The organism is Streptomyces acidicola (genome assembly GCF_009377235.1).
Classification (GTDB): Bacteria; Actinomycetota; Actinomycetes; order Streptomycetales; family Streptomycetaceae; genus Streptomyces; species Streptomyces acidicola.
Genome location: NZ_VMNX01000001.1, coordinates 82,860 through 100,009, shown reverse-complemented (window position 1 = coordinate 100,009; position 17,150 = coordinate 82,860). Strand labels below are relative to the sequence as shown.

Sequence of the window (17,150 nt, the reverse complement as noted above, 5' to 3'; positions counted from 1 at the left end):
GGCGCCTGTGTGTCAGCTCGCATCTGTCGCCATCTTCTTGAGCGTGTCGATGACGGCCCGGCAGTCGTCAGCTGCGCGATGCCCGGCGCCGGGCAGGGGCTGCCACCGGTAGTCGCCCTGCGTGTACAGCGGCTGGTTGTCGCGGAAGTCGTAGTCCCACGTCCAGTCGCCGCACCATTCGGCGTAGGCCCCCATGGCACAGTCTTCCCACGTTTGTGCGGCCAGCCAGGCGCGCGCGGCTGGGTGGATGCGTCGCCGGCCGTTGCGGGGCTTCTCCAGGTTGACCCAGCGGGTGCGGTAGTGGTGGTGGAGTTCGACGGCCAGGCGACGCTTGTCGAAGTCCCGGTTGTAGATGACGACCTTGCGGTTGATGAGCGCGCCAGTGAGCTGTACCAGCAGGTCGCTGAAGCCGGGGGCAGTCTTGACCATGTCGTCGGTGATTCCGTGGATGCGAGTGGCCTCGGCCGGGATGGGCACGCCCGGGTTGATGAGGCTGTCGAGCAGGACGCTGCCGTCGACGCTGAGAACGGCGATCTCGACGATGCGGGCGCCGTCGTGGAGGCCGGTGGTCTCCGTGTCCAGGACGACGCAGGTCGGGTCATCGAGAACTTGGCGCGCCCACCCTGCGGCGGCGTCGTGGTCCTGGCGCAGCATCGTCATGAACTCCTGCTCGCACCACCCCTTGTGGATCTCGTCGCAGAGTGGGCACGCGCGCTGCTTCCACCAGAGTGCGCGCCCTGCGGAGAGTGCGGCGAGCTGAGCAGGAGTCGACTTCGGCTGGGCGGCGGTCTGGTCGAGCGCGTACAGCGGTGCGTGATGGTGGCGGGGCATGCAGTACAGCCACGCCTGTGGACGGTCCTTCTGCCCTGGGCGCAGTCGACGCCCTGCGCCACGGAGTTGGGCGCGGGTCATGAGGCCGATAGGTGCGCTGCCAGTGCTGTAGACGGGCAGGTCTTGGTAGGTGGCGGTCACGGCTGCTCCTCGGCGGGCGGGATGACGATGGCGAGGTAGGCGCGAAGGGCGCCCTCGGTGTAATGGCTCGGCCGGTACGACACTGGGCCGGCGGATCCGCCTGCGGCTTCCTGCATGGCTGCGACCAGACGGCGCACGTCCGTCTCGTGGCCGACGAGTCGGATCTCGACCGGTGAGCCAGGGCCCGTCGGCGACTCTTCGGTTCGGGGGCGTGGGGAGCGGCGGGCTGGTGTGCGAGCCAAGACTGAACTCCTCGGCGTGAGGGGCGGGTTGGGGCTGGCTTGATGCTGCCCGGCCCCCCCGCATCACTCGCAATACCCCACAAATGGCGGAAGTGCCCCCTATAGGGACGCGTGCGCGTGCAGGGGTCTAGAGGTCCTCCCGAGCCTTGGTAACGACTTAGCAAAGAGTGGCGGGCGCCCCTGCGGCAGGGCACACCGAAGCGCCCCCGCCCCCTGCCGCTGACGCGACAGGAAGGCGGGGGCGGTGTCGTTCGGTCAGACCGTCTCGTCCGGTGGAGGCCAGTCGGGTTCGAGGAACGGCTGGGTGGCCGGGGCGGGTACAGGCTGGGGTTCGGCTTCGCCGAGTTGGACGAGGCTGCCCACGTCGGCGGCATTGTCGTCGCGGCGCGGCGGGCGCTCGATGGCGTCGGGCATGCGGGCTCCTAGGGGTACTGGCGGCGTTGCGGATCGAGGCCCAGCGCCTGCGGGTTGTTCCCGTTGCCGTTCCCAGGGTCGGGTGGCGGCGCGTTGTCCTTGCGACAGACCAACGCATCCGCATCCCAGGTTGGGGCTTGGAGGCTGTAACCGTCGGGGCAGGTCTGCCCGTCCCGGCCGTCCTTCCCATCCTTGCCCGCGGCCCCCTGCGGGCCGGTCGCCCCGGTCTCACCTTGGACGCCCTGCGGGCCTGAAGGTCCGGTGGCGCCAACTATGCCGGGCTGCCCCGCCGTCCCGACTCCGTCCGTTCCGTCCGTCCCGTTCTTGCCCGGAGGGCCGGTTGGCCCAGGTGAGCCCGATGGTCCTGGTTCGCCCTTGGGTCCTTGCGGTCCTGTCACACTCCTGCCGGGTTCTCCCCGGCTTCCTGGTGGCCCAGCAACGGGGGTTGCGCCAAGTCGTTGTACCTGGCTGGCCAGCAGGTCGCGAGCCTGGTTGGCGTGCCTCAGGTCCGCAGCCAGGGTCATCACTTGGATGGCCAGCCAGCACAGGAAGAGGGCGACGAGGAGTCCTGTGGCGGCGACGAGCCACTCGGCGCGCGGCTTGCAGAACGGGATCCGCCTGCGCCTCTTCCGAGCCCTCATGTTGCCACCGCCGCCCAGACTGAGATCACTGCTGCGAGCAGGGCGATCAGGATGGGGATGACGGCTTGGTAGAGGCGGCGCTGCCGTTCGGCTTCGCGTCGGTCTCGCTCGGAGAGCTGGTACTGCTCTAGGTCATCCTCCAGTTTCCCGGTGGCCTCCCGGCACGACTGGAGGTCGGCTTGGAGTTGAGCGAGCCGCTGGTCGACATGGGTCGATTGGATCGTGTAGACGTCCAGGGAGACGACCTTGTCGAGGCGGCTGTTCAGCTCCGCGAAGCGTGTGGAGATCAGTTGCTGTAGTGCTCCGATCTGCCGGCCGAGTTCGCCGTTGGACAGCTGCTCGTCGGCCATCGGTTGCTCCGCTCAGGCGCCCTGCGAGGGTTCGGCGGTGGCGGGTGTCGTCGGGACAGTTGGGGAGACCTGGCCGCGGGTGAGCAGTCCGAGTACGGCGAGGACGACGGCATTGAGGGCGCCGACGGTCTCGGGGGTGACGTTGAATCCGTAGGCGGCGAGCAGTGCGACGACCGCGGCGACGAGACCCGTGAACGCGCTGGGCGCGATCGGGCGCGTGATGGTTGCGGTGGCTGCGGCGAACACGGCAGAGGTGACGGCGACGATCGCGCCTGCCTGCTCCGCGGACAGGCCGAACTGGAACGTCACCAGCAGGCTGAGGCTGGCGCTGATGACGGAGATGATGAGAGCCGGTTCACGGCCGAAGATCTTCATGGTGCAGTCTCGTTTCTGCTGGATGAGTCAGGCGACGACGTTGAAGCCGTGCTTCGCGCCGAGCTTGGTGAGGCTGGTCTTGCCGGGGATGCCGTCGGCGTCCCGGCCGGTGTAGCCGAGGCGGCGCTGCCACTTGGCGTAGGCGTCGACCGTGGCGGTGCCGTAGTGGCCGTCGCTGTACTTCTTGGCGAGCAGCCCGGCGTCCACCAGTGCGGCCTCGACGGTGCGCACGCCGGAGTAGGTGACCGGGGTGCCGGACGCAGCCGGGTTGGACCGGGCGGCGGTCACAAGCTTGGACAGATCCACGGTCGGCTTAGCCGGTTTCGGAGCGGGCGCGGGGGTCGGTATGGTCGTGGGCTTGCCCAGGCGTGCGTCGATACGGTCCCGCATGGACGCCATCGTGAAGCCGCGCGGGTCGACCTTGCCTGGCTGCCATTCCAGGTGACCGATGACGGAGCGGGCAGTCCACCCGTGGTGGCGACAGATCGCGGCGGAAACGCGCTCGATCGACTCCAACTGGGCCTCGGGCCAGGGGTCCTTGCCGTCGCCGAGGTTGATGCACTCGAAGCCGTAGAAGTGACGGTTGCCGTCGACGCTGGCCTCGTTGTCGGCGGGCAGCACCTTCTCCTCGATGACGGCCTGCAGGACGTCGGGGTCGCCCAGTCCGGCGTGGTTGGCGCGGCCGTAGCCGACGAGGTGGACAACGCCCTGCTTGTCGATGACGCCGTGGCAGAGCGGGCCGGGGAGTCCGGAGTAGCCGTCGTGGCAGATCTGCACCGAACGGTCGGTGCCGGAGGTGACGGTGTGGTGGATCATCACCCCGTTGACGGGCCCCCACGGGCCCTTGCTGTTGCGGTTGTGAGCCTCCCACTTCCCCACCTCCACAACGGTGAGGCCCTCGTCTCTGAGGATCTGAGCGAACTTGGACGCGGATGCTGGTGTGGCCATGGCGCGGGCCCTTTCTAGTAGTCGCTGGTCGTGCCGACGAACTGGGCGTGCTCAAGCGGCCAGCCCTCGTGGTGGTCGTGCCACACCTCAACCCCGACGGGCTGCCCGGCCTGGCCCGCGAAGGGCCACATGACGGTTTGCCACGACCGGCCGGGGGTGGCGAGACGGTCATCGGCGCCTGTGTAGTCGCGGATGCCGTGCGGGTCGCGGATGAAGCGGGACATGATCTGCCGCGGCCGGGTGTCGCCGTCGGGGAGGCTGATGGAGGCCCAGCGGAGGTTGCGGGCCCAGAGGAAGTCGCCGTCGAACGGGGGCATGATCAGCGCTAGACCGCGCATCATCTTGCGGTCGTTGCTGATGGTCTTCTCGTAGGTGACGAGCGTCCACGTGTTCGGCGGGATGATCTGCGGCTTCTCACCGCGGTACAGCTTGCACACGGTGGCCACGAGCGCCTCCTACAGGCTGACGGTCACGCCGTTGAAGCCGATCCACGGCGGCTTCACGGTGGATCCGGTGCCGAAGACCTGCAGGTAGCCGTCGGTCTGCACGTCGAGCTTCAGTGCGATGCGGTCGCTGCTGACGTCCGAGCACGGTATGAGGACGGTGCGCAGGGTCTGCGGGCGGACCCCGGACGGCAGGGCCGTGTTGTTGATGACGTAGGAGCCGGCCGGTGTCGTCGGCCACGAGGATCGGCCGATCGCCCCACGGAACTGCAGGGACTCCTCGCCTGCGATGTTCAATAGCCGGTACTGCAGCGTGCCGTTGCTGTTGCCGTTCTGCGTGAACGGTGAGCTGAGGCCGATCGTCGTCCACGACGATGTGCCGACGGACAAGGCGACCCAGGCGCCGTTGATACGGGCGTCGAGACGTTGCACGTCCTGCAGGTAGGTGAGCATGCCGTCGACGGGCGACGTAAGCGTCGCGCCACGCGCCGAGGCGGACGCGTACCGCAAGGTGCCGCGCGGAATCACGCCGGCGGCCAAGTCGGCAATGGCTCTCGGTACGTCGGGGGCGTCAGTGAGGGCGGCGAGGCTGATGTTCTGCCCGTAGGTGTCGGTCGTGGGCATCAGTCCTCCGGAAGCTTCGTGGTGGTGATCTCGATCCGCCTCGCCTCAATGCCCGTGACGCTCGGCTGCGCGGCCAGGGACTCACGCACGGCGCGGAGAATGGCCTGCTCGTCGGCAAGGTGGTACTCGTCGAGGACAGCGATCTGCACCTCCACCTGCCCTTCCTCCGAGTCGCCGGTGATGGATGTGTAGGGGTAGCCGAGCGCCATTCACTCCACCCTTTCGAGTCGGATCCAGGAGTCGGTATAGACGGTCACGCCGGAGCCGCCTGCGGTCTGGGAGGACCAGTTCGCGGAGAAGACGCCGCCCGTGGTGGTGCGGATGATGCCGCGCATGGCGTGCCCTGTGACGGGCGCGATAGCGCCATAGGAGCGGGGCGAGCCGATCGCGGTGTCGATGTTGCGGACCGTCGAAGGGACGGCGGTCATGGAGGTGGCGTCGGCGTAGCAGACCCACGATCCGGCAGCGTCGGTGGGGACGTTCCAGCCCCAGTTCATGTCGGACGTGTTGGTGTCCGAGCTCCACTTCGCGAACGCTTCGAGCGTGTATGTAGCGTTCGCGGCGAGAGTGACAGCGAGGTGCGGGTCAACGGACGGTGTCGCGCTGGTCCGCGGCCCGGTGTCGGCGGCCTTCCGCCTGTACAGGACGGTGCCGAGCCCGTCGGAGTCGACGGCAGTGCGGCCAGCGGCGAGCCAGTTGCCGCTGCTGGACTGGGTGATGACGATGACGTCGCCTACGACTGGGTTGCGGTAGGTCTCCAGGCGGCGGCAGACGATGCTGTCCGCGGTGACGGTGCCTGCCCCGATGGCGGTGACGGTGGCGAGCCTCCAGTCCGCGCCCCGCACGGACGGCGACTGCTCGCCCGTCTTCTGCGCCGACTGCTTGAGCGCTGCGGCGAGGTCGCGGGTGCTGGCGTGGCTCGTCTTCACGCGTCCTCCTTCGCGGAGATCGTCGTGATGGGGAACTCGCCTCCCTCGTCCAACGGGACGCTGAACGAGGCGACCTGGTGAAGTTCGCGGGTGCCGTCCGGGTGCGTGACCCGGATGACGTCGCCGGGCTCCAGCGCCGGGTTGGGCATGCTGCTGAAGTCCCCGGATGAGTTGGGAGCTTTCGCCTGGGCGAGTTCCAGTGATGCGGCCTGCGCGCAGGCGTTGACCGTGGTCAGTGTCGACGACGAGATGAACTTCGGGCGCCTGCCGAACGGTCCGCCCCAGTAGGTCGGGGAGCCGGTGTCGCTGTCGACGATGAGCGCAGAGACGGGCGGTGCGTTGTCTGCCGTGTTCTCTCCGCGGGCGAGGACGCCGTTGTAGACGCCGTCGCTTTTCATGGCCCGGTTGCCGCTGATGTAGACGCCGCCCTCGGTGGCTTCGACAGCCCACACGGGCGTTGCGGACAGCAGGTCAGGCAGGGTGGCGATGACGAACACGCCGTCCGCGTTCGCGTACACCTCGGCGCCTGCCGCGGCGGCGATCTCCTGCGCGCCGGCCCACGGATCCGCCTCGATGTCGAACGTGCGGGAACCGATAGGGGCGTCGGTGATCGTGGACACCACATCGGCGTCCGGGAGGGTGCGCTGGATGAGGGCCGCGACAGCGCCGACCACGGTGCCGGTTGCCGTGTACGCTTCGGTGAATTTGTCGTCAGCGACGCATGCTTCCAGGCCCTTGCCCTGCAGGTTCACGGGTCCTTCGCTGATGCTTCCGTCAACGGAGTCGAGCCGGAACACGCCCAGCGGCACCAGCTCTGAGGCACCGTCGCCATACTGGACTCCGCGGCTGATGCGCAGCCGGGCGCCGTAGGTGGCGAGCTGGTCGGTGGGCGTGCGTGGGATGAGTGCCGGGTCGGGGCAGGTGACCGTGCAGGAGCGGCGGATCGCGTTGCTGCGGTCCACCGACACTGACCCGCCCGTGTGGTCGACATCCAGCACCCGGCCATCGGTGAGGAACAGCTGCACCCTGGTGGCGACCTGATGTGATTCGGCTAGCCGGGCCAAGAACCGGTCGGAGACGGGATACACCGATCACCCCCGCCGGTCGAGCAGCAGATCCTCACACGTCGCGTAGGTGGCCAGCACGTCGGCGCAGGTGTCGAACTCGGTGAGGACGTCCTGCCAGGTGCGGCCCGCAGCCCCATTGACGCCGGTCGTCACAGGCATGTCTGCTTCGATGAGTGGCAGCGTCCACGCCCGCCACACGTCCTGCGCGAGCGTTCCGATCCGCGCCTCAGAGACGGCAGCGACGTTGACATACATGTCGTCGACACCCATGCCCGGCGCGGCCTGCCACAGCAACACGTTGCCGGAGTCAAGTAGAAGGTGCAGGGCCCGCCGTTCCTCGTCCGTGCGGGTCCAGATCGCCAGATCGCCCTCTAGGCCTCCACGCACCCCGGACAGAACCACGGCATTGCGGCGTCCGCGCACCCGGTGGACGGCCTGCTCGATCGGCCGTGACCACTCCGGAGCCGTCTGTACCAGCACCTTCAGATTCCGTTGCGGGTTGCCAGGGTCCTTCAGCCACGCCTCGTTGATGTCGGCGAGACTGAGGGTGACGTAGTCGCTGGTGCGGGTCGCCGACGACAGCGAGCCCGGCGGCCACTGCTCGATCACGTAGCGGATCGACGTGTTCAGTGGCGCCTCATGGTCCTCGATGAGCATCAGGTCGGATGCGATGGCCTGGTGGCCTATGAGCCCCGACGGGCCGCGCACCAGCTGCCGGGATCCGTCAGGCAGCTCCCTGTACACGGACAGCTCGTAGCCGACGGTCAACTCCCGCAGGGTCACCTCGACGTAGCCGCCTGCGTCGACCGCCTCAACCGCTGTCAACGGCAGCACCTGCCACAACGCGACCGCATCCACGTGCAGGACGCTGCTCGTCGACGACACCGTGGCAACGAACTCGACGGCGGCCTGCGTGGCGGTCGTCGGCGCGACCGCGTCCGACGTCATCAACAGCCAGCTGCCCGCCGGCACTGGGTACGACGTGCCCACCGAGGCTCCGAGATCCGTGTTGGCGGCGTCGTACCAGCGCACTCTCAGCAACAGGCTAGACCAGGAGCCCGCGCCGACGTGGGCGTAGAGCGCGGCCCGATGGTTCAGGCCTGCGCCGTCCCCAAGGGGAAACCGGGCGGATCTGATGGTGCTAGCCGTCGCCGTCGCGGAGGCGATGGTGAGGGCGTAGGCGCCGTAGTAGGCAACTGCACCCCACGGTGTGGTGCGGGACAGCACGGCCGCCCCGGAAGCGGTCGTCCATCCGGCGATGCCCTGCTCGAAGCTGCCGTCTGCATACGGCACCAGCGTGCCGGCCTGCAGCTCGGGCGCCACGGTGATGACGACGGTCTCCAGGCGCAGGATCTGTCCCGCGCTCGCCCCGTCCAGACCTGCGGCGACCGAGCAGGTGGCCGCATTGGATGGTGCGACGGCAGAAGCCCGCTGCCGGTACATGCCGGTGCCCGGCGCCGCCAGAGTGGACCGGGCGGCTCCGACCTGGTTGTCAGCCGCATCGTAGAACCGGAGCTCAATCCATGCGGCCGAGGCGATCACGGGCGGCTGCAGGTAGGCCAATGCCAGATACTCGACCCCTGGTGTGACTGCGGGGCGGTCGACGGCCAGGACGCTCGCGTTGCCTGCGGCGACCGCTGTCATCGCCAGGGTGTGCCCGCCTGCCGTGTAGTTGTCGACGGCCCAGCCCACCACCGGCACCTGTCGAGTCACGGTGGCGTTGACGACGGCCGTCCACCCGGAGGCGTCCACCTCGCTGCTTTCGGTGCCGAACGGCAACAGGTTGCCAAGCACCCTGATCGGCAGCCCAAGGTAGACGTTCTCCCAGAAGTGGTAGACGGCCACGGCGGTTTCCGTCGACGACAACAGCACTTGCGCATTCGCCGCCCCTGCTGGCGCGGCGCCGGCTACCCCGACTCGATGCCATGCCGATGATGATCCGAGCGTGGTCAGCGACCACGTGATGCTGATCTCCGTACCGCTGGCGTTGAGCCACCGGATTCCGATCCGCTCGGGCACGACGCCCGCCGAGTCGGCGAACACCTGGTAGGTGGTGCCCGCCGACACGACATACGAGGAGACAGTGCGGACCTGCATCTCGCCCGCCGCCGAGGATCGAACGGCCAAGCATCCGTCGCCGTTTCGGCCGCCGATTCCCTTGCTGATAGTGCAGTTCAGCTTGGGCGTCCACCCTGAGGTGTTCGGGTCGATGGACTCCGTCGTCGGGCTGAGAAAGTTCCCGGGAATCGCCACTGGGGCACCTCCTCAGCTCGCGTTGAGTACTCCGATGAGCTGCTGCTGGCCCTCTTGCATCACCGCTGTCGCCTCACCGCGAACCCTGCCCAGGAACTCCCCGGAGTCGAGGAACAGGTCGCCCTCGAACCGAGCGGGTCCGGCGCCGCGGCTCGCCATCGTGGTGAGCGCGTTGGCCTGCGACGTGGTGAACACCGGCTCGGGCCGGCCCGTCCCGTTGTAGGCGAGATTCAAGCCCGGCTGGAGGTAGCCACCGCTGTCGTACTTGCCGGGCATGAACCCGTACCACGACGTGAACAGGCGGTCGTTGTAGCCGCGGGCGCGCTTGCCCACGACGACACCGTCACCGCCGCGGCTCTCGACGTTGGTCTTGCCGAGAGTTCCGGCGGTGTGACCGACACCAGCGTTCGTGATCCCGACACGGAAGGCACTGTTGCCGTTCTTCACCCACCCTGGAGGCGCGGTCTGCCCATGGAAGGCCATCGTCGCCCAGCGGCGGTGCGGCTTCTGGCCTCGGATGACGGACTCGATCGCCGACATGAACCCGGAACAGTCCCAGCTCGGGTTGCCATTGCCCGCCCATTGGTAGGGCTTGCCGTTCTGGGACTTCGCCCACTTCAGCGCTGCCTGGATCCGCGGCCCGCCGATTCCTGCCGCCCCGCGCTTGTCGGCTTCCTTGCCGTACCCGAACAGGGTGTCCAGGATCTTCGTCGGGATGCGGCGCAGCATCTGCCCGAGCGCGGTGTCCATCCCGGGGAAGTTCTTCAGAAGCGGGTCGACGACGCTCTTCACGCCCGCTCTGAGCGATCCCTCAACGGTGTCGGACAGCCATTTCGCGCCCTCCTTGATGCCGTTCCACACAGCCGAGCCCGCACCGCCGGCGGCCGACTTAACCCAGCCCCAGATCCCGCCGTCGGCGAACTGCTGGTGCACACCACCGGACGCGTACTTCAGCGACCGGTCGGTCGACGTGACGGGGTTGCCGCCGAACACCGGCGCCAACGCAGCCTTCACGCCCTGCGCGCCGCGCGACTTGGCGATGGCGTTCATGCTGCCGACGAACCCGGCGCCCACGGCGCGCGTGAACTCGGGCCGCATGATGGCCTCGCCGCCAGACAGGTCGAGCCTGCCGCCTGTTGGCGAGACGAACCGGTGCACGTCGCGACCCGGCGTGTAGCCAGGCATGATGCCACCGGACGCGAACTTGAACGCAGGCAACGTGGGCGCGCCGAATGCCTTCGCGACCTTGTTCCACACGCCGCGGATACCGCCGTTGTAGACGGTGTCGACGATGAACTGGACCGGTTCGCGGGCGATCTTCTTCAGCTTGTCCCACGCGATCTTGATGGCCTTGCGGGCGAACTCGAAGGAGTCCGCCACCCGGGCAACGGCCGACTTCAACGCGCCGAAGATGGGCTGGATACCCCTATCCCACACGAAGGCAATCGCGCTCTTGATGCCCTCCCAGGCAGGCTTAACAGCCTTCTGGTACAGCCAGCCCATGATGGCACCGACCGCAGACACGCCACCGCGAATGTACTGGAAGTACGGCTTGATCCCGTTGTTCCACAGCCACACAGCCAGAACTGCGATGGCATTGAAGGCGGGCTTGATCGCGTTGCTGTACAACCAGGACGCGACAGCGCCGATCCCCCGGAACGCCGGTCCCAGCACCGTGTTCCACAGCCACTCGCCAGTAGCTGCGAGGATCTTGAACGTGGCGATGATCGGCACGAGCGCGATGGTCACCACGGCCGTCATCAGAATCTTCGCCGCTGTCGCGATGAACCCGAACACCGGCGAGAGCACATTGGTCCACAGCCACGAAGCCCACCGGCCGATCGTCTGCAAGCCCGTCCAGATCGCGGTGAACACCGGCTTGAGCACGGAGTTCCAGACGAACAAGGCCGCAATCTTGATGGCGTTCCACACCGCGAGGACCACATTGCGGAAGCCGTCCCAGTGCTGCCACGCGTAGATGATGGCCACCACCAGCGCGGCGATGGCGGTGATGATGATGCCGATCAAGTTGGCCCTCATCGCCGCGTTCAACGCCAGCGTCTGCCCCGTCAGGAGCGCTGTTGCGACCGTCGCCACTGTCTGCGCCGCCCGCCAAATCCCCATGGCGACGGCCGCCAACTTGGCTCCGATCGCGATCGACGCGAACGCCACACCTACCGTCGTCAACAGGTCTGTCGGAATCGCGCTGATGCCCGTCGCCAGGGCGTTAATGAACGAAGTCGCCGTGCCACCCAGCGGTGCCAGAGCCACACCCAGATCGAAGAACGCCCTGAACAGGTTGCCGAGCATCTCGCTGAGGATCGGGGCCTGCTCAGCCGAGTAGGCCAGGAACCGCTCAAACTGCGGAGACCCCTTCAGGCCGGCGCCCCACGTCGCAAACCGGGCTGTGATCGTCTGCATGCGGGAAGAGATCGAGTCCATGTGCGGCAGGAATGCCTGGATGACTCCGCCCATGCCCTTGAAGACGTTGCCGAACGCCACACCGAGACCGACGAGCGCAGGGCCTACCGAGCCCGACAGGTCGGCCTTGAAGGTCTGCCACCAGGGTGACTTGAAGCCACGGCTCGCACGGTCCTGCAGGTCGCCGATCGCGGCAGCCGCTTCCTTCACGAACGGCGTCAACCCAGGCAGGGCACGCCGCATCCCGTCCAGCGCACGGGTGAAGATCGGCATCACCTGCGGCTGCAACGACTTCGACCACTCGGAGAACGCCGACCGCAGATTCAGGAACGCGTTAAACGTCTCCCGCGCCGACGGCGTCAACTTCGCCAGCTCCGCCTGGTACTTGGCCTGGGCGACCGCAGCCTGATCCACGCCGCCAGCTGCCGACATCGACGCCGACTGGATCTGCCGCTGAGCCGACGCCACCGCGTCCGCCGCGCTCTGCTGGGCCACCGCGACGTTCGCCGTCGCCTCGCCGACACGGGCCTGCGCGTCGGCAACCTGCCGGGCGGTCTCCACCTGCGTGCGTGAGGCCTCAGCCTGCGCATCCTTGAGCGCGCGTGCCTGGTCGGCTACCGCGCGCTGCGACTGAGCCACCCGGTCCTGCGCGTTTCGAACAGTGTCGGAGCCCTCGACGCCCTTCCTGTTCGCCTTAGCGGTCTCCGTCGTGAGCTGCTTCGTTTCCTCGCGCTGCTCCTTGAGCCGCTGCACCGCCTGGTCGTACTGCAGCAGCGCCTTCTGCTTGTCGAGCTCGGTCGCGTTCGCGTTCTTCAGGACGGCATCCCGCTGAAGCATCGCCTCCTTCAGCGCGATCTCCGCGTCCCTCTGTGACAGACGGGCGTTCGTCAGCTGGTTGTTCAGGTCCAGCAGCTCCTGCTCAGCCTGCTTCCGCGCGGCAGTCAGGTCTTCCTGGGCGCGCTTCGCGTCCCGCTGGGCGTCCGCGAGGGACCGCTCAGCGTCCTGCACCTGCCTAGCCGCCTGCTGATTCCGCACCGCAGCCTGCGCCACCGCATCCGCCGCGGCCCTTTTCGCCTGACCGACCGCGGCCTGAGCCTGGGCGATCTGCCGGGCACCATTGCGTTCCGCCGTCGCCAGCGCCTGCTGCGCCGACGCCATCTGCAGCGCCTTCGACGCGCCCTGCGACGACGCCTGCCCGCCCTGGTAGGTCGCGTTCGTAGCCGCGTCTTGGGCGGCCTTCTGCGCCTGCAGAGCAGAGGCGATCCCCTTGAACGCGGGGGCTGCCACCAGGGCGATCGAGCCAATGCCCGCGCCCGCCGCGGTAGCCGCCGCCGCGATCGCCCCCAGGCCGGCAGCCACCACCGGCAGCGCCGGGATGATCGCCGGGCCGAACGCGATAGCCGCCGTCGCCAGGGCTCCGAAACTGGAGACGGCCGAGCTCGTGTCGACGTCCACGCGGGCGGTCTGCCCGTCCAACCGGTTCACCTGTGCCTGGAACGCGGCCAGTTGCGCCGACGCCGCGCCGGCGTCCACGCGCACGGCGACATCCGCATCCTGCGTGGACAGGCGGGCAAGCCGAGCCTGCACGTCCTGGATACGGGATAGCGCGGTTGCTGCGTCAACGTCGATGCCGATCCGGGCATCCCGCAGCGCAGTCAACTGGGCGCGCAGGCTCGCGATCTCCGCTTGGGCAGGCGTCGTGTCCGCGCCAATGTTCACGTTCGGCAGGGATGCCTCAGCCTGCTGCACCGCCGCCCGAAGTCGAGCACCCAAGCCGCCATCGGTCTCCACCCGAATCCGCGCCGGGTCGCCGGACACCTCGTCGATCTGCTGCTGCAGCAGGCGCAGTTGAGTGATCGCCGCCGCCGTGTCCGCGCGCACCGCGACGTTCGGGTGGGCGGCGCCGATACGGCGCAGCCGCTCCTCAATGTCCGCGGCCTCCGCCCGTGCGGTAGCCGCATCGACGTCGATGCCGATCGTCTTCCCGGCCAGCGTCTCCAGACGGGCACGCAGCCGTGCCAGATCAGCATCGACGCCCGTGTCCGACAGGCGCACATCCAGGCGCGGCATGCTGCGGAACGCGGCCTCCAGGCGGGCACGCAGCGACCGGGCGAACGCTCCACCCGTCTGCTCACCCTGCCTCGTCGCCGCCGGACGGGCCGCACGTGCACCGTCCTGAATGCCGTCCCGGATCGCTGGCGTCATGTGCGCGGCGATCTGCCGGCCGATGATGCGGCCGACCTCGTCGCCGATCTGCGACGCAGGCGGGACCAGCGCTGCACGGAGCCGTCCCTGAATCCCCTGGGCGTTGGGGAGGACATCAACCTCGACGGATCCGACAGAGATCGCGGGCACTGGGAGCCTCCTCCCAGCGCCCTACGCGGCGCCCCCGTTCAGCAGCTGGAAGAGAGTCTCGGCACTGTTCTCTGTCAGCTCGGCACGCTTCCTCTTCGGCCCCGCACCCGGTCGGCGCAGCGGCTCCGGAGGATCCGGCCGCTGGCTCTTCTTCTCGATGTTGACCGCCCACAGAGCCCACTCGACGCGGGCCACCCGATCGGCAACGACCGCCATCAACTGCTCCAGTTGCGACCAGCGGGACCTCTCCGGCTCACCCGTCTCCGCCTGCCTGGCCAGCTCCTCCGCGGACATGCCGTTTCGCAGGGCGGTCATCGTGTGCGACTCCGGCGGCAGATGCTCGATGAACACCCGCAGCCACCGCCACGATCGCCCGCCCGAGAGGACGTCGGCGATGTCGTAGTGCCGGTCGATCAGATCAGCCTCTACCGCCTCCGCGTGGGCCTGCCAGAGCGCGACGGTGCCCCGGACTTTCCCAGGGACTCCCCCGCGCGCTCGCCCGCCTCCTGCACGAAGTCCTGGAACTCCTGCGCGGTCGGGTCGATCTCGATGAAGAAGTCGAAGTCGTCCGGGTGCAGCACCTTCTCGGCGAACGCGTCGAGGAGGCCCTGCGTGAGCATTCGCTGCCACGACAGGCGCCACCCTGACGGCGGAACGATCCGTACTTCCTCGCCACACAGTTCCGCCGTGACGTAGTGCCCCTCGGCCTCGATCTCCTGCGCCTCCGCCTCCGTGACGTCCTCCCGCTCCTCCGGTTCGGGTTCCGGAGCGCGGCGGGCCGCGGCTGGGCGGGTTGCTGCCGCGGTGCGCGGCTTCCTGCTGCTGTTCGTGGTACTGCGTGTGCTGGCCACGGCGCGGGCCTCCTTCAATCAACGGCGCGGGACAGGGAGTAGAGGTGGGCGGGCCGGGCCCGCGCCGACGGTTGGCGGCCCACCCACCCGTCTCAGGACCCGGTGTACGCGGCGGTCGCCGGCACCCGGTCGAAGTGGTAGACCGTGTTCCCGGCCTCGTCCGGGTAGGCGGTGACCGTCCACTCGAAGCCCGCCACCTCGTCTTGCTTGTGAGTGACGTCCGAGCGCTCGGTGATCTCGCCCTCGGGCACGTAGAAGCCGCGTTGGAACGAATCGCCATCGAGGACGACGAACCAGAACGCGCGCCGGTCCGGCTGCGGGCTCGCGGTCTCAGCGAACGTCGTCAGACCGCTCGACGGGGTCAGATCGGCGACATCGAGACGGTACTGCAGCGCCTGCACCGTCGTGCGGCCCGTCTCCCACACCGTCAGCCCGAACGTGCGCAGCGACGACGTGATCGTGGTACGGATCGGCGCCGTGAAACCCCACGGTGTGAAGCTCTGGGAGTCCTCCTCGAACCCCTGGACAAGACCGTCGTCGCTGATGGCGCCGAGCGGCGCCCACGGCCCCAGCGGCTGCACCGCCGGGTCACCCGGCGACGTCGTACCAAGCGGCGCCACCCAGCCGGCCCCGTTCGCTCCGACCTCCAGAAGATCCGCGGCGCGGGTGATGTTGACCATCGTTGTCTCCAGACATGCGTGAAGCCCGCGCACGGGCGGGGATCTGTGGGTCCGGCGCGGGCCCTCGGCCGGTCAGGAGACCGGGTGACAGAAGATCTCGTAGGTTGCCCCGACGCGACGGAGCGCTGTGTTCTCGTAGGGCCTCACCGCGGGGAGCGTGATGGCGGCCGTCCGTCCTATGACCAGACCGGGCGTTGAGGATCCGCGGAGCTCGCGGGTCACCCAGTCATGCACCTCGCGGGCCAGCGTGATCGCGTCCGCGCGGGTGGCCGCATAGATGTCGACGTCGACGAGCATGCGGGCCAGGCGGACCCCATCGTCGCCGCCGCCGGGGATCTGGCTGATCTGGATCGTCGGCAGCTCGTTGAGCAGGTTGTTGTCGAGCTCGTCCCGCACCACCGCGTCAGGGAAACGCGTCTGGCCGCGAGTGATGAGCTCCAGCTCGATGTCGACGATCGCGGTCACTGGTTCCGCCCACCCAACTGGGCGGCCCGCAGCAGCACATGGTGCGCGGGAACCCGCTCCGTGCCGTACTCCACCCAGCGGGCGTAGAAGGCGGTGTTGCGGACGTAGGCAACCGCCCGGTCTCTGCGGCGCCCACCGCGGGAGGTGCTGTCGGTCTCCCAGGACCCCTTGTAGTGGCCGGGGTGCGGGCTGTTGGAGTCGACCGGTGAGATCGCCACGGCTACGCCCTTGATGACCTCGGCGCGACGCAGCATCTCCGCCTGCATGCCCGGCATCCGCAGCATCTGGCCAACACCCTTGCGCTTGATCTTGACGCGTGCAGGCACAGCCCCTCCCCTTAATCAGCCAGTAACACGGTCGGCAGCGAACTGAATCGGCCCGCGGGTGCCAGTGAACGGGGAGCGACCCCAGTCGCCGGGTTCGCCAGTGATCTCGCATGTGACGCCACGGACCACAGCCTTGTCGGTGGTTCGCAGCGGAGTGCCCGCTGGTGCGTACACGGTCCATCCGACAATGACCGTGTCGCGGTCCTGCTGCTGCGAGCCGCCCACCTGGGGCGACTCGGATCGCGGCGTGACCACGCAGCCGGTCAAGTCGAACGACTCGTCCGGGCCCGGCAGCGGGTGGCCGCGCGGATCCCGACCCGGCGACGCCCCGGTGCGCACGATCCGCACCGTCTCACCGAACGGGTACGGGGCAGGCATCAGGGATACCCCCAACCCGCCTCGTAGTCCTCCGCCCACCCCGTCAGATCATCGATCGGCCACGTCGGCGACGGATCCGCAGTCGCCGGCGTCGGATCCACCGTGAACGCCCCGCCCCGGCCAGCCAGCGACTTCAGCGCTGATTTATCGGACTTCGTCAGGTACAGGCCGCCCGAACCCTGCGGGCGCTGCACCGACATCGGGCCGATCGTCTCGTAGGACACCTGCTGCGGATTCACGTAGGCGCGGCCCGCCACCGACAGCACCACCGCCTCCGCCCCCTCGGGGAGCGGCTTCACGATGGTCTGGCACAGCGAGACCGCCGTCGAGATCAGCAGTTCCGCGCGGTCGCCGTCGATCTCCTCCAGCCCCAGGTAGAGGCCGAGCTGTTCGACGGTCGGAGGGGTGAAAGCCAC

General features: G+C 68.5%; 19 protein-coding genes. All 19 read right to left on the bottom strand.

The window, feature by feature from the left end; all coding sequences use genetic code 11:
* Positions 1–12: 12 nt before the first annotated feature.
* Positions 13–972 carry an exonuclease domain-containing protein gene (locus tag FPZ41_RS00690; RefSeq protein ID WP_194235942.1) on the bottom strand — a complete coding sequence of 320 codons (960 nt, stop codon included), beginning with the start codon at positions 970–972 and terminating at the stop codon, positions 13–15.
* Complete coding sequence (locus FPZ41_RS46770) at positions 969–1,214, bottom strand: hypothetical protein (protein WP_194235941.1); 246 nt, start codon at positions 1,212–1,214, stop codon at positions 969–971. The genes FPZ41_RS00690 and FPZ41_RS46770 overlap by 4 nt, the downstream gene beginning before the upstream one ends.
* 255 nt (positions 1,215–1,469) lie before the next feature.
* Complete coding sequence (locus FPZ41_RS46765; protein WP_194235940.1) at positions 1,470–1,628, bottom strand: hypothetical protein; 159 nt, start codon at positions 1,626–1,628, stop codon at positions 1,470–1,472.
* A gap of 637 nt (positions 1,629–2,265) precedes the next feature.
* The gene (locus FPZ41_RS00680; RefSeq protein ID WP_152858039.1) at positions 2,266–2,619 is read right to left on the bottom strand and encodes a hypothetical protein; all 354 of its coding nucleotides are present in this window, start codon (positions 2,617–2,619) and stop codon (positions 2,266–2,268) included.
* Positions 2,620–2,631: 12 nt separating this feature from the next.
* Entirely contained in the window at positions 2,632–2,994 is a 363-nt protein-coding gene (locus FPZ41_RS00675; RefSeq protein WP_152858037.1) for a hypothetical protein, read from the bottom strand.
* 27 nt (positions 2,995–3,021) lie between these two features.
* A complete protein-coding gene (locus tag FPZ41_RS00670) occupies positions 3,022–3,942 on the bottom strand; it encodes an N-acetylmuramoyl-L-alanine amidase (protein WP_152858035.1) in 921 nt (306 codons plus the stop codon).
* Between the two features lie 14 nt (positions 3,943–3,956).
* The gene (locus FPZ41_RS00665) at positions 3,957–4,388 is read right to left on the bottom strand and encodes a hypothetical protein (protein WP_152858033.1); all 432 of its coding nucleotides are present in this window, start codon (positions 4,386–4,388) and stop codon (positions 3,957–3,959) included.
* Between the two features lie 9 nt (positions 4,389–4,397).
* Entirely contained in the window at positions 4,398–5,009 is a 612-nt protein-coding gene (locus tag FPZ41_RS00660; RefSeq protein WP_152858031.1) for a hypothetical protein, read from the bottom strand.
* Positions 5,009–5,218: a hypothetical protein gene (locus FPZ41_RS00655; RefSeq protein ID WP_152858029.1), complete on the bottom strand. Its 210-nt coding sequence runs from the start codon at positions 5,216–5,218 to the stop codon at positions 5,009–5,011. Before FPZ41_RS00655 ends, FPZ41_RS00660 begins: the two co-directional genes overlap by 1 nt.
* Entirely contained in the window at positions 5,219–5,938 is a 720-nt protein-coding gene (locus FPZ41_RS00650) for a hypothetical protein (protein WP_152858026.1), read from the bottom strand.
* Complete coding sequence (locus tag FPZ41_RS00645) at positions 5,935–6,963, bottom strand: DUF5047 domain-containing protein (protein ID WP_322619695.1); 1,029 nt, start codon at positions 6,961–6,963, stop codon at positions 5,935–5,937. Before FPZ41_RS00645 ends, FPZ41_RS00650 begins: the two co-directional genes overlap by 4 nt.
* Before the next feature lie 66 nt (positions 6,964–7,029).
* A complete protein-coding gene (locus tag FPZ41_RS00640; RefSeq protein WP_228022340.1) occupies positions 7,030–9,132 on the bottom strand; it encodes a hypothetical protein in 2,103 nt (700 codons plus the stop codon).
* Between the two features lie 138 nt (positions 9,133–9,270).
* Positions 9,271–14,034, bottom strand: a complete 4,764-nt coding sequence (locus FPZ41_RS00635; RefSeq protein ID WP_194235939.1) for a hypothetical protein — start codon at positions 14,032–14,034, stop codon at positions 9,271–9,273.
* Positions 14,035–14,055: 21 nt separating this feature from the next.
* Positions 14,056–14,349, bottom strand: coding sequence for a hypothetical protein (locus FPZ41_RS00630; protein ID WP_152858024.1), 294 nt, complete (start codon positions 14,347–14,349; stop codon positions 14,056–14,058).
* A 110-nt stretch (positions 14,350–14,459) separates the two neighbouring features.
* The gene (locus tag FPZ41_RS00625) at positions 14,460–14,885 is read right to left on the bottom strand and encodes a hypothetical protein (protein ID WP_152858022.1); all 426 of its coding nucleotides are present in this window, start codon (positions 14,883–14,885) and stop codon (positions 14,460–14,462) included.
* Positions 14,886–14,977: 92 nt separating this feature from the next.
* Complete coding sequence (locus FPZ41_RS00620; protein ID WP_152858020.1) at positions 14,978–15,565, bottom strand: phage tail tube protein; 588 nt, start codon at positions 15,563–15,565, stop codon at positions 14,978–14,980.
* 72 nt (positions 15,566–15,637) lie between these two features.
* Complete coding sequence (locus FPZ41_RS00615) at positions 15,638–16,030, bottom strand: hypothetical protein (protein WP_322619694.1); 393 nt, start codon at positions 16,028–16,030, stop codon at positions 15,638–15,640.
* Complete coding sequence (locus tag FPZ41_RS00610) at positions 16,027–16,356, bottom strand: HK97 gp10 family phage protein (RefSeq protein WP_322619693.1); 330 nt, start codon at positions 16,354–16,356, stop codon at positions 16,027–16,029. The genes FPZ41_RS00615 and FPZ41_RS00610 overlap by 4 nt, the downstream gene beginning before the upstream one ends.
* 377 nt (positions 16,357–16,733) lie before the next feature.
* Positions 16,734–17,150 carry a hypothetical protein gene (locus tag FPZ41_RS00600; RefSeq protein WP_322619692.1) on the bottom strand — a complete coding sequence of 139 codons (417 nt, stop codon included), beginning with the start codon at positions 17,148–17,150 and terminating at the stop codon, positions 16,734–16,736.